This is a genomic window from Streptomyces sp. NPDC091281 (assembly GCF_044757425.1).
Taxonomy (GTDB): Bacteria; Actinomycetota; Actinomycetes; order Streptomycetales; family Streptomycetaceae; genus Streptomyces.
Genome location: NZ_JBIVUY010000012.1, coordinates 249,593 through 261,902, shown reverse-complemented (window position 1 = coordinate 261,902; position 12,310 = coordinate 249,593). Strand labels below are relative to the sequence as shown.

At 72.8% G+C, this 12,310-nt stretch carries 9 protein-coding genes; 6 read left to right on the top strand and 3 right to left on the bottom strand.

What is annotated here, in order from left to right; all coding sequences use genetic code 11:
• Positions 1-2 precede the first annotated feature (2 nt).
• Positions 3-500, top strand: coding sequence for a peptidylprolyl isomerase (locus ACIQPQ_RS28555; protein ID WP_401309154.1), 498 nt, complete (start codon positions 3-5; stop codon positions 498-500).
• Between the two features lie 104 nt (positions 501-604).
• On the opposite strand, the gene ACIQPQ_RS28550 is transcribed toward ACIQPQ_RS28555, so the two are convergent.
• Both ACIQPQ_RS28550 and ACIQPQ_RS28545 read right to left on the bottom strand, forming a co-directional pair.
• Positions 605-2,182, bottom strand: coding sequence for an MFS transporter (locus tag ACIQPQ_RS28550; protein WP_401309328.1), 1,578 nt, complete (start codon positions 2,180-2,182; stop codon positions 605-607).
• A gap of 369 nt (positions 2,183-2,551) precedes the next feature.
• Positions 2,552-4,258, bottom strand: a complete 1,707-nt coding sequence (locus ACIQPQ_RS28545; protein ID WP_401309151.1) for a sigma-70 family RNA polymerase sigma factor — start codon at positions 4,256-4,258, stop codon at positions 2,552-2,554.
• A gap of 662 nt (positions 4,259-4,920) precedes the next feature.
• On the opposite strand from ACIQPQ_RS28545, the gene ACIQPQ_RS28540 reads away from it, so the two are divergent.
• Positions 4,921-6,081 carry a S1 family peptidase gene (locus ACIQPQ_RS28540; RefSeq protein ID WP_401309148.1) on the top strand — a complete coding sequence of 387 codons (1,161 nt, stop codon included), beginning with the start codon at positions 4,921-4,923 and terminating at the stop codon, positions 6,079-6,081.
• A 141-nt stretch (positions 6,082-6,222) separates the two neighbouring features.
• Here the strand turns inward: ACIQPQ_RS28540 and ACIQPQ_RS28535 are convergent, their stop codons facing one another.
• A complete protein-coding gene (locus tag ACIQPQ_RS28535; protein ID WP_401309145.1) occupies positions 6,223-7,068 on the bottom strand; it encodes a GntR family transcriptional regulator in 846 nt (281 codons plus the stop codon).
• A 306-nt stretch (positions 7,069-7,374) separates the two neighbouring features.
• Here ACIQPQ_RS28535 and ACIQPQ_RS28530 point away from each other — a divergent pair, with 306 nt between their 5' ends.
• The 4 genes from ACIQPQ_RS28530 to ACIQPQ_RS28515 all read left to right on the top strand — a co-directional run bounded on the left by ACIQPQ_RS28530 (position 7,375) and on the right by ACIQPQ_RS28515 (position 12,292).
• On the top strand, positions 7,375-8,643 hold the full coding sequence (locus ACIQPQ_RS28530; RefSeq protein ID WP_401309142.1) for an extracellular solute-binding protein: 1,269 nt from the start codon (positions 7,375-7,377) through the stop codon (positions 8,641-8,643).
• Between the two features lie 126 nt (positions 8,644-8,769).
• Positions 8,770-9,768 carry a carbohydrate ABC transporter permease gene (locus ACIQPQ_RS28525; protein WP_401309139.1) on the top strand — a complete coding sequence of 333 codons (999 nt, stop codon included), beginning with the start codon at positions 8,770-8,772 and terminating at the stop codon, positions 9,766-9,768.
• Between the two features lie 92 nt (positions 9,769-9,860).
• The gene (locus ACIQPQ_RS28520) at positions 9,861-10,679 is read left to right on the top strand and encodes a carbohydrate ABC transporter permease (protein ID WP_401309325.1); all 819 of its coding nucleotides are present in this window, start codon (positions 9,861-9,863) and stop codon (positions 10,677-10,679) included.
• Between the two features lie 50 nt (positions 10,680-10,729).
• On the top strand, positions 10,730-12,292 hold the full coding sequence (locus ACIQPQ_RS28515) for a beta-N-acetylhexosaminidase (protein ID WP_401309137.1): 1,563 nt from the start codon (positions 10,730-10,732) through the stop codon (positions 12,290-12,292).
• Positions 12,293-12,310: the final 18 nt, after the last annotated feature.

Here is a 12,310-nt window from a genome sequence, read left to right as displayed (position 1 = left end):
GCATGACGACCAAGGTCTATTTCGACATCACCATCGACGGCGAGCCCGCCGGGCGCATCAACTTCAACCTGTTCGACGACGTCGTGCCGAAGACCGCGGAGAACTTCCGCGCGCTGGCCACCGGCGAGAAGGGCTTCGGCTACGCCGGTTCCTCCTTCCACCGCGTGATCCCGGACTTCATGCTCCAGGGCGGCGACTTCACCGCGGGCAACGGCACCGGCGGCAAGAGCATCTACGGCGAGAAGTTCGCGGACGAGAACTTCCAGCTGAAGCACGACCGGCCGGGCCTGCTGTCCATGGCCAACGCGGGCCCGAACACCAACGGTTCGCAGTTCTTCGTCACCACGATCGTGACCGGCTGGCTCGACGGCAAGCACGTCGTGTTCGGCGAGGTCGCCGACGAGGACAGCATGAAGCTGGTCCGCCGGATCGAGGCGCTCGGCTCCGGCAGCGGCCGCCTCTCCTCGAAGGTCACCATCTCCGCCTCCGGCCAGCTCTGAGCGACGCGGCCGCCGGACCGTGAACGGTCCGGAGCCCGACCCACCACCGAGGGGCGCCCGCGGGACCGCGGGCGCCCCTCGGCGCGTCCGGACGTACAAGCCCCCTAACGGCCACCGCCGCCGGGCGTCGTGGCGCCCGGAGCGGGCGCCCGCGGGGAGGCCGCGTCACCCTGCGGAGTGTTCGGATCGGCCTGCACGGCCTTGCCGCCGGGGTGGCGCAGGGCGAACAGGAAGGCGATGCCGAGGGCGATGGCCATCCCGTAGAAGACCCACTGGTTGGCCTGGGCGAAGTCCATCCGGATCGCCGACATGGCGTCCCGCATGGCCGAGGCCGCGGGCCCGCCGCCGTCCGGGGTGCGGGCGTCGCCGCTGCCGGTGACCGACTCGGCGACCTGGCGGGCGATGTCCCGCGAGCGGCCCTCGGACACCCCGCGCGACTCCAGCGTCTTCTCCACGTTGTCGGTGGTGGCGTGGGTGAGGATCGTGCCGAAGACGGCGAGGCCCACGCTGGCCGCGTAGTTGCGGATCGTCTGGGTGACCCCGGTGACCTCGCCGTACGAGGCGTTGAGCGACCGGTTGACGGCGTCCGTGGACGCGGGCGCGAGGATGAAGCCGATCCCGGCGCCCGCCAGCGCGGCGTAGGGCCACTGGTCGTGCATGGAGAGGTCGGTCAGTTTGCCCGCCCACAGGGCGAATCCGACCGCGCCGATCACGGTGCCCGCCTTGAGCGCGGGGCGCGCGCCGGTGCGGTCCAAGATGCGGCCGCCCCACTGGGACGCGATGGCGAAGCCCGCGAAGAAGTACAGCAGGAACAGCGCGGCCTGGTTGGGCGAGGCGCTCAGGGAGACCTGGGCGTAGACCGAGGCGAAGAAGAACAGCGGGACGAACGCGAGCATCGCGAAGAACAGCACGACGGCGTCGACGCGGAACGCCTTGTCGTCGAAGACCCGCAGGTCGATCAGGGGATGCCGGACGCCGCGCTCGAAGCGGACGAAGAACCAGAGCACGAGGAGTCCGCCCACGATGCAGGCCCAGGTCGCCACGCTGTCCCAGCCCCAGGACCAGGCCTGCTGGAAGCCGAGCACGCTCAGCCCCATGCCGACCACCATGAGGGCGGCGCCGCGCACGTCGAGGGGTTCGTCGCGTCTGCGGTCGGCGATGTGCGCCATGGCGGTCAGGATCAGCGCGATGATCGCCACGGGCACGTTGACCCAGAAGATCGCGCGCCAGGTCCAGGCGGTCAGCCAGCCGCCCAGCAGCGGGCCGATCGCGGTCAGCGCGCCGGAGAGGCCGAAGAACAGCGCGAGCGCGCGCCCGCGCCGTTCGACCGGGAACACGGCGACGACGACGGCGAGCGCCGCGGGGAAGAGCAGGGCGGCCCCGAGGCCCTGGACCGCCCGGAAGATGATCATCCAGGTCTGGGCGAAGTCGCCCTTCGGGACACAGCCGCAGAGGATCGAGGAGATGACGAACACCAGGGTGCCGACGACGACCATGCGGCGCGGCCCGAGGAGGTCCGCGAGGCGTCCGCCGAGGGCGAAGAAGGCGGCCAGGGAGAGCAGGTAGGCGTTGACGACCCACTGCATCCCGGAGGTGGTCAGCCCGAGTTCGTCGGTGATGTCCGGGGCCGCGACGGCCACGATGGTCTGGTCGATGAAGGTCATGGCGACCGCGAACAGCATCGCCGCCAGCCCGAGGGTCTCCCGCGGTGGCTCGACGGCGCGGGGTCCGGCTTCGCCATGTCCTGGACGGGTGGTCTTCACCCCCTCAGTCTCCGTCGGCCCCCACGACCCCGCATCTCAGCCCGTCCCGGGCCCGGAACGGGCCGGTCCGGCGGCCCGGCGCGGGGCCGCCGGACCGGCGGGACGGGCGGCGGCACGTACCGGACCGACGGCCGCCGCCGCCCGCGGGAGGCCGGGCCCGCCCGGAGGAGGGCCCGGCCTCCCGGCCACCCCGGCACACCGGGGCCCGCCCCGGCCCGACGGCCGGGGACACCCGGCGGCGGGACGCTCAGCGCGCCGCGCCGCGACACCCCTGCCGCGCGGGGGCCTTCACAGCTTGGCGCCGAAGTTCTGCGTCCACCACGGGCCGCCGTCGCCCTGGTGGATGCCGACACCGATGTTCTTGAAGGCGCAGTTGAGGATGTTGGCGCGGTGGCCGGGGCTGTTCATCCAGGACTCCATCACCGACGCGGCGGTCTGCTGCCCCTTGGCGATGTTCTCGCCGTAGGTCGACCAGCGGTACCCGGCGTCGGTGATGCGCTGGCCGGGGTTCTCCCCGTCCGGGTTGGTGTGGTCGAAGAAGTCACGGGCGGCCATGTCGTCGGAGTGGCCCTGCGCCGCGGCGCGCAGCTCGCCGTCGTCGGTGACGGGTCCGCAACCGGCCTTCGACCGCTCCTCGTTGACGAGGGCGATGACCTGGCCGTTGAGACCGCTGGGCGCCGCCTTCGGGGCGGGCTTCTCCTCCGGCGCGGGTGCGGGCGCGGGCCGCGCGGGCTTCGGGGCAGCGGGGCGGGTCTTCTTCGGCGACGGCTTCGGGGAGGCGCTCGGGCTCGGGGACTTCTTCGCGGACGGCGAGGCCGACGGCGAGGGGGAGGCGGACGGCGACGGCGTGCCGGTCGGGGTGCTCGCGCTCGCCGTGACCGACGGGGGCACCGGGGCGTCGTCGACGACGCGGCTCGCCGTCGACTCGTCCTTGCCGCCGTCGGGCAGCAGGAAGTAGAACAGGCCGCCGCCCGCCACGACGGCGGCGACGACGGCGCCGCCGACCGCGCGGCGGCGGACGCGGCGCCTGCGGCGGGCCGCGCCGCGCGCGCCCTCGGACCGGTCCCCGCTCGCGCCCCGGTGCCTGCCCGAGGTGACGACACCGGCGTCCGCGTGAGCGGCCCCGGCGCCGGACGCGCCGTCGACGCCGTACGCGGTGGCGGGGGCGGAGGCCGCGGTCGCCGAGCCGACGAGGGCGTTCGGGTCGCCCGAACCCGCCCAGGCCACCAGGAACGCCGACGCCGGGACCAGCGCCAGACCGGCGAGCAGGCCCTCGGCGGGCAGCAGTCCGCTCCACAGGCCGGAACAGCGGCCGCAGCCGCGGGCGTGCCGGGCTATCCGCTTGCGCCACAGCGCGGACGGACGGCCGTCCCAACTCGCCAGCACCCCGCGCAGTTCCTCGCACGGCGGCTGCGCGCCCAGCGCCCGCACGACCACCCGGGCCGCCTCCAGCTGGGCCTTCATCCGCTGCACCCGCACCGCCGTGTGCTCCGGCGACAGCTCCATCGCGGCGGCCACCTCGGCGCGGGTGAGGGTACCCGCGCACTCCAGCCACCACAGCGACAGCAGGCCGCGGTCGTCGGGCTCCAGCCAGCGGGTGGCGCGCGCGGTCTCCTGGCGCTGGCCCGACAGTTGCAGCCGCACCATCGTGAGGTCGACGAAGTCCGCGCCCGGGTCGGCGAGTTCCCCGGCCTCCTCCACCGGCCCCGAGGAGACCTGCCGTTCGCGCCAGTGGGCCCGGACCTGGTTCATGGTGATGGCCACCAGCCAGGACCGGAAGCTCTCCGTGGAGCGCAGGCCGGGCAGCGCGTCGAGGGCCCGGAGCATGGTCTCCTGGACGACGTCGTCGACGTCCACCGAGCCGTTCAGCGCGCGGCCCACGATGTTGTAGACCAGCGGCAGGTACGCGCTCACCAACGCGTCCTGTGCCTGCGGGTCGCCCTCTCGGGCGGCGGTCACCAGTGCCGCCGTGTCCGCCGTGTGCTGAGTACCCATCGCTGCTTCCCTGTCGTAGACGCCGAACGATGCTGTCCGTGACAGGGGAGATCCCTGAGCGGTCCTCGGATAACAATTATTCGGAAAAACTTGTGAGCCGATGTTTACCGTCGTGGTCGGCGAGCGCAATGGAAAGGGTCACACCCGTCCCCCGCGCACCGGCCGTCACGGCGCCGCACGACCGGCCCGCGTCCGTACGGGTGGCATCGCCGCGCGGGCGAAGCGGTGCGGCACGGTGGGGCGTTGAGCAGGGCCCATCCGTCCCTCTCCCCCTCGGGAAGGTTGCTCGATGCGACGTACCGCCCTGCTCGCCGTCTGTGCCCTCATCACCGCCGCGGCCACCGGATTCTTTGCCACCAGCGCGATCCGCAGCCGCTGAACATCGCCCCTTATTCCGTCATATCCGGTCGGCAATCGGTCGATAGGCGACGGAACTCTTTTTCCCTCCCGTCCACGGTCCGCTCGGCGCACGCCTCCCCGGCGTGCGCCGCGGTGTTCCCCGGCCCGCCTGACGCCCCGTCGGCAACTCCGACAACGATGTACGGCATTGGCATGGACCTGTCCACGTTGGATGGCTACTCTCGGAGCAACCCGCACGAGAGCGCTCTCAACCCGCGGTTGTTCCACCCCCACCTTGCTGGAACGACGAAGGGGCAACTCCCGTGAGACAGAACAGAGTCAAGCTCGCAGGACTGGCCGTCCTGCTCCTGGTCGGCAGCTGGACGACCGGCGCCGCCCTGCCCGCGGCGGCCAGCGACTCCCCCGTCGCCGCCGAGGCGAAGCCGCTCAGCACGGGCCTTCTGGCCGCGATGCAGCGCGACCTGGGCCTGACCGCGACCGAGGCGCGGGAGCGGCTCGCCGCCGAGCGCGCCGCCACCGGCGTGGAGCCGAAGGCCCGTGCCGCCGCCGGAGCGGCCTACGGCGGCTCGTGGTTCGACGCCGCCTCCGAGCGGCTGACGGTGGCCGTCACCTCGGACGCCCCCGCCACGACGGTACGGGCGGTCCGCGCCACCGGCGCCACCGTGCGCACCGTCGAGCACAGCGCCCGCGCCCTCGACACGGCCAAGGCCCGCGTGGACCGGCTGGCCGCGCCGAGCGGCGTCAGCAACTGGTACGTCGACCCGGCGGCCAACTCGCTGGTCGTCGGCGTGGTCAAGGACAAGGCCTCCGACAACGATGTCCGGCGGTTCCTGGACCGGGCCCGCGCGGCCGGTCCCGTGACCGTCAAGACAGTGGCCTCGGCGCCGCAGACCTTCGCCGCGGGCACCGTGGGCGGCGACCCGTACTACACCGGCAACGTCCGCTGCTCCATAGGCTTCTCGGTGCAGGGCGGGTTCGTCACCGCCGGGCACTGCGGCCGCGCGGGCCAGGCGGTGTACGGCTGGGACCGCTCCTACGTGGGCAACTTCCAGGGCTCGTCCTTCCCGGGCGACGACTACGCCTGGGTGAACGTGGGCAGCGGCTGGTGGACCGTGCCGGTCGTGCTCGGCTGGGGAACCGTCCCGGACCAGCTGGTCCGCGGGTCGAACGAGGCCCCCGTCGGCAGCTCGGTCTGCCGGTCGGGCTCGACCACCCGCTGGCACTGCGGGAACGTGCTGGCCAAGAACGAGACGGTCAACTACCAGCAGGGCGCGGTGTACCAGCTGACGAAGACCAGCGTGTGCGCCGAGGGCGGCGACTCGGGCGGCTCGTTCATCACGGGTGACCAGGCCCAGGGCGTCACCTCCGGCGGTTGGGGCAACTGCTCCAGCGGCGGCCAGACCTGGTTCCAGCCGGTGAACGAGATCCTCAACCGGTACGGCCTGCGCCTGCACACCGCCTGACGGCGGCCGGGGACCCGCCGGGGCCGGTACGGTCCGGCGGGTCCCCGGAAACACGCACGAGCGAACGGCCCGGCGGTGTCCGGGCCGGGTCGGGGCCCGGGGTCGGTCACACGGGTCCGGGCTCCGGGGCGCGAGGTCGCCTCACTGACCGTCCTGCACCACTCCCCGCGTGGTGAAGGTGACCGGCTCCCCGGTCGTGAAGTCGCCCGGCGGGATACCCGGATGGTGTCCCCCGGGCGACGGCGGTGCCTGGTCGCGCGGGCCGAGGCTGAGCCGGGAGACGATGCGGTAGCGGTCGCCCCGGTAGAGGGAGTGGACGTACTCGACGGCCCGGCCGCGCACGTCCGTGGTCAGCCGTTCGAAGAGCAGCGCGGGGGAGAGTTCCGGCACGTCGAGCAGATCGGCCTCGGCCCGGGTCACCACGGTGGGCTCGATGGACTGGACGGCCTCGCTCACGTCGACCGCGTGCCGGGCCCGCAGATGCTCGTAGAGGTCGCCCTGCTCCAGTTCCTCACTGGTCAGGCCGGGCACCAGGTCGGCGGGGACGTGCAGGTACTCGATGGCCGTGGGCGAGCCGTCGACCAGGCGCAGCCGGGCCACGTAGTGGATCTTCGCGGCCGGGGAGATGCGCAGTTTGCGTCCGACGCGGGCGCCGGCCGGGTGGGTGTTCATCTCCAGGAGCCTGCTGCTCCAGACCCCGGCCGCCTGCGGAAGGCTGAACGCCTGCCGGTCGGAGACCAGTTCCTGGGTGATCTTCTCGGCGGCGACGAACATGCCCCGCCCGTGCTCACGCACCAGGACCCCGGCGACCACGAGTTCGTCGACGGCGGCGCGCAGCGTCGGCCGTGAGACGCCGAGCCGGGCGCACAGGGCGCGTTCGGAGGGAATCGGGTCGCCCGGCCGTCGGTCCTCGACGAGTTCGAGGATCGCGTCGCGGACGCGCTCGCGCTTGAGCACCGCACCCGAGGCGGCGGGGTCGATCTCCATGCGGCACTCTTTCTCTTTCTCCCGGTCGGCCGGGGCGGCGCACTGGTATGCCCTCCGACGATAACTGGTCTGCTGGTCAAGTGGGCCGCGGGTTTCCGAATTCGGCCGGATGACCACGCTCCGCCCGTCCCGCCCGGCCTTCTGTCGGCGTCGAATCGCCCATAACGCTTTGTACGTGGGGGCTTGACGCCCACATTGGTCTATGCCACCTTCATCGAGCGCCGACTGGTAAGCCCACTGGTCCACTTACTGGTCAGGTTCCCGTGCACGTCTTCTCCCAGGTCCCAGGTCTCCCAGAGGTGAACCGTGAAGTACCGCTCGCTCGCCCTGCTCGGCGCTCTGGCGCTGAGCGCCGGGCTCACCGGCTGTTCCTCCTCCGACGACGCGTCGGACAGCGCCGGCGGCGGCCGGACCGTCCTCGACGTCTGGCTGATGCGTGACAGCGTCTCGGCCGAGTTCCAGAAGGAGTTCGAGACCGGCTTCGAGAAGGCCCACCCCGACATCGACGCGAAGATCCAGATCCAGGAGTGGGACGGCATCGGGGAGAAGGTCACCGCCGCGCTGGCCAGCAACGACGCTCCGGACGTCATCGAGGTCGGCAACACCCAGGTCGCGCAGTACGCCCAGAGCGGCGGCCTCACCGACTTCTCCGGCAAGGTCTCCGACCTCGGCGGCGACGCCTGGCTCAAGGGACTGGCCGAGCCCGGCGCGTACGAGGGCAAGCAGTACGGCATCCCGTACTACGCGGCCAACCGGGTCGTCATCTACCGCACCGACCTGTTCGAGAAGGCGGGCGTGGACGCCGCCGCGATCAAGACCCGCGAGGACTGGATCGCGGCGACGAAGCAGCTGAACAAGGGCGGCACCCAGGGCATCTACCTGCCCGGCCAGAACTGGTACGTCCTCTCCGGCTTCGTCTGGGACGAGGGCGGCGACCTCGCCACGGAGAGCGGCGGGAAGTGGAAGGGCGGCCTCGACAGCCCGGAGGCGCTGCGCGCGATGGACTTCTACCAGAGCCTCCAGGCCCTGGGGAAGGGCCCCAAGGACTCCGACGAGGCCCAGCCGCCACAGGCCGAGGTGATGGCCGGGGGCGAGGTCGCGCAGATCATCGCCGTCCCCGGCGGCGCCAAGGTCGTCGAGGAGCACAACCCCGAACTCAAGGGCAAGCTCGGCTTCTTCCCGATCCCCGGCAAGACCGCGGGCACCCCGGGCAGCGTCTTCACCGGCGGCTCCGACCTGGTCGTCCCGGCCGTCGCCAAGCACCAGGACGAGGCGTACACCTTCATCAAGGAACTCACCGGCGACACCTGGCAGCGCAAGCTCGCCCCGGCGATGAGCTACGTGCCCAACCGCACCACCCTCGCGGACGCGGTCGCCGCCGACCCCGGCACCGCGGCGATGGCGGTCGGCGCCGCCCAGGGCCACGCCACGCCCAACACGCCCCAGTGGGCGGCGGTCGAGGCGAAGAACCCGATCAAGGAGTACATGACGGCGGTCCTGACCGGCCAGGACGCCGCGAAGGCGGCGGCCGGGGCGTCGGACACGATCACCTCCACCCTCAACAGCGGCTCCTGACCGGGCGTCCCGGCCGCCCGCACCGGCCGGGACCCGCGCCCCGGACACCGGGAAGCCCCGGTGAGTCCGTGCCCCCGCACAGTCCGTGCCCCCCGAACAACGCGACCCCGAAGAACAGGAGGCGCCGTGTCGACCGTCCGTGAGCGGAGCCTGCCCGGCTCCGCCGGCCGCCGACCCGCCCGCCGCGCGGCCGAAGGTCCCGCCCGCCGCCCGCCCCGGCGCCCCGCCCGCGACGGCCGGTCGGGCCCCTGGCCCTACCTGCTGATCGCCCCGGCCGTGCTGGGCATGCTCTATCTGCTGGTCTACCCGCTGGTGCGGGCCGTGACGATCTCCTTCCAGGACTTCCGGCTGCGGCAACTGATCGTCGGCGACGCCGAGTTCGTGGGCCTGCGCAACTACCGGACCCTGCTGTCCGACCCGGAGTTCTGGGAGGTGGTCCGCCGGACCTTCCTCTTCATGGCCGTCAACGTCGTCGTCATCATGGTCCTGTCGACGCTGGTCGCCCTGATGGTGGAGCGGCTGGGCCGGGTCGTGCGGACCGTCGTGCTCAGCTCGCTGGTGCTGGTGTGGGCGGTGCCGGTGGTGGCGGCCACCACCGTCTTCCAGTGGCTGTTCCACTCGGAGTTCGGCATCGTCAACGAGACGCTCACCTCGCTCGGCTTCTCCTCCTTCGAGGGCTACCCCTGGTTCGCGCACGGCGGCACCGCGTTCGCCATCGTGGTCGTGCTGATCGTCTGGCAGTCGGTGCCGTTCGCCGCCATCACCCTCTACTCGGCGCTGGTCACCGTCCCCGCCGAGCTGTACGAGTCGGCGCGCATGGACGGCGCGGGCCCCGCGCGGATCTTCCGCTCGGTGACGTTCCCGCTGATCCGGCCGATCTTCATGCTGGTGCTCTCGCTCGAAGTGATCTGGACGTTCAAGGCGTTCGTGCAGATCTGGGTGATGACCCGCGGCGGTCCGGGCGGCGCCACCACCATCCTGCCGGTCTACGCCGTGCAGACCGCGCTCTCCGGCCAGCGCTACGACCTCGGCTCCGCCGCCTCGATGATCACCCTGCTGCTGATGAGCGGCGTCCTCGTCCTCTACTTCCGCCAGCTGTTCCGTCAGGAGGGCGAGACCCTGTGACCACCGCACACCCGCCCGCCACCGCCCGCCTCGACAAGGAACCCGCCACCCGCGGCGCGGCCACCCCCGCCCGCGGCTCCGGACGGCGCCGCCTGCGCCGGGTGCCGCTGCACCTCGCCGCCGCCCTCACCGTCGTCCTGTGCCTGTTCCCCGTCTACTGGATGATGTCGACCGCGTTCAAGCCGTCACCGGACATCCAGACCTACGACCCCCGGCTGATCCCCGAGCACTGGACGCTGGAGCACTTCCGCACCGCCGTCGGCGCAGACAGCTTCGGTCTGTTCTGGCGCAACAGCGTCCTCGTCACCCTGAGCGCGGTCCTGCTCTCCCTGCTGGTCGCGCTCGGCGCCGCCTACGCCGTCGCCCGGATGCGCTGGCGCGGACGCCGGCAGTTCATGCTCGCGGTGTTCATCGCGCAGATGGCGCCCTGGGAGTCGCTGATCATCCCGGTCTACATCATCTCCCGCGACACGAACATGCTCGACCGGCTGCCGACGCTCACCCTCGTCTACTTCATGATCACCCTGCCGTTCACGGTGGTCGTACTGCGCGGCTTCATCGCCGGGATACCGCCCGAGCTGGAGGAGGCGGCCCAGGTCGACGGCTGCACCCGGGCGGGCGCCTTCCGCAAGGTGGCGCTGCCCCTGCTCGCCCCCGGACTGATGGCGACCTCCCTGTTCGGCTTCATCACCGCCTGGAACGAGTTCACGTACGCCAACTTCCTCATCATCAAGCAGCAGGACAGCCGCACGCTGCCGGTCTGGCTCTCCTCGTTCCAGTCGACGTTCGGCACCGACTGGGGCGCCACCATGGCCGCCTCCACCCTGTTCGCCCTGCCCGCGCTGATCGTCTTCCTCGCGCTCCAGCGCCATGTGACCGCGGGTCTCGCCGCGGGCGGCGTCAAGGGCTGAACCGCGCCCCCGCCCCCCGCCGTGCCCCTTCCGACCGACGGAGTCGTCCTGTGGACCTGCCGCCCCCCGAACTGACCCTCGTCCCCCGCCCCCGCAGGCTCGTCACCCGCTCGGGCCGCTTCCGGCTCGACGCGCGCACCGCCCTGCGGGTCTCCCCCGGCGCCGAACCGGCCGCCCGCCTGCTGCGCACCCTCCTCGCCCCCGCCACCGGTCTGCCGCTGCCGACCGCCGCCGACGGCACGTTCGTCCTCACCCTCGACAGCGCCCTGACCGGCCTCGGCGAGGAGGGCTACGGCCTGACGGTCAGCCCCCAGGGGGTCCTCCTGCGCGCCGCCCGCCCGGCCGGACTCCTCAACGGCGTGCAGACGGTGCGTCAGCTCCTGCCGTACGTGGCGCTGTCCGACCTGCCGGTGCGCGGCACGGCGTGGGAGCTGCCCGCCGTGGAGATCACCGACGTGCCCCGGCACCGCTGGCGGGGCAGCATGCTCGACGTGGCCCGGCACTTCCAGCCGCTGTCGTACCTCCTGCGCTACGTCGACCTGATGGCCCTGCACAAGCTGAACGTGCTGCACCTGCACCTCACCGACGACCAGGGCTGGCGGATGCCGGTGGCCGCCTACCCCCGGCTCACCGAGGTCGGCGGGCGGCGGGCGCAGACCCAGATCGGACCGGCGGGCGGCGACCGCTTCGACGGGCGCCCGCACACGGGCTGGTACACGCGGGCGGAGCTGACCCGGCTGGTCCGGTACGCCGCGGAGCGCGGGATCACCGTGATGCCCGAGACCGAGGTGCCCGGCCATGTGCGGGCCGCCCTCGCCGCCCACCCGGAACTCGGCACCGACCCGTCCCGCCGCCTCGACGTGTGGACCCGCTGGGGCATCAGCGAGCACGTCCTCGGCGTCGACGACCACGTCCTGGACTTCTTCCGCACCGTCCTCGACGAGGTGATGGACGTCTTCCCCTCGCCGTACGTCCATCTCGGCGGCGACGAATGCCCCACCACCGAGTGGGAACGGTCCCCGGCCGCGCGGGCGCGGGCGGCGCGCGAGGGACTGCCGGGCCCCGGGGCGCTGCACGGCTGGTTCCTCGCCCGGATGACCGAGCACCTGGTGGCGGCGGGCCGCCGCCCGGTGGCCTGGGCCGAGGACGGCGTGACCCTGCCCCGTGAGTGCGCGGTGATGAGCTGGCGCGAACCGGCCCACGCCTGGGCCGCGGCCCGGCGCGGCCACGAGGTGGTGCACGCCGACCACCGCACCACCTACCTCGACTACCCGCAGCGCCCCGGCCCCCTCGAACCGCCCGGCCAGCCCGGCCTCGTCGTCGACCTGCGGACGGTGTACGGGCTCGACCTCGCCCCGCCCGGCGAGGAGGCGTCCGCCGCGCGCATCCTCGGCGCGCAGGGCCAGTTGTGGACCGAGCACGTCAGCACGCCGGAGCACATCGAGTACCTGACCTACCCGCGGCTGTGCGCGCTCGCCGAGCGGGTCTGGGACGGCACGTCCGGCTGGGACGACTTCAGCGGACGCCTCACCGGACACCGCGAGCGCCTCGACGTCCTCAGGGTGTCCCGCACCCCGGGCACGGCCCGCGCCGACCGGCCGCGCAGCGCCTGACCCCCTCCCGACCGCCCG

What these genes read in the sequence shown, in the direction of transcription:
- ACIQPQ_RS28555 (WP_401309154.1), top strand. Translation starts at nt 3, where the DNA reads ATGACGACCAAGGTCTATTTCGACATCACCATCGACGGCGAGCCCGCC.
- ACIQPQ_RS28535 (WP_401309145.1), bottom strand. Translation starts at nt 7,068, where the DNA reads ATGGAGATCGACCCCGCCGCCTCGGGTGCGGTGCTCAAGCGCGAGCGC.
- ACIQPQ_RS28545 (WP_401309151.1), bottom strand. Translation starts at nt 4,258, where the DNA reads ATGGGTACTCAGCACACGGCGGACACGGCGGCACTGGTGACCGCCGCC.
- ACIQPQ_RS28550 (WP_401309328.1), bottom strand. Translation starts at nt 2,182, where the DNA reads ATGCTGTTCGCGGTCGCCATGACCTTCATCGACCAGACCATCGTGGCC.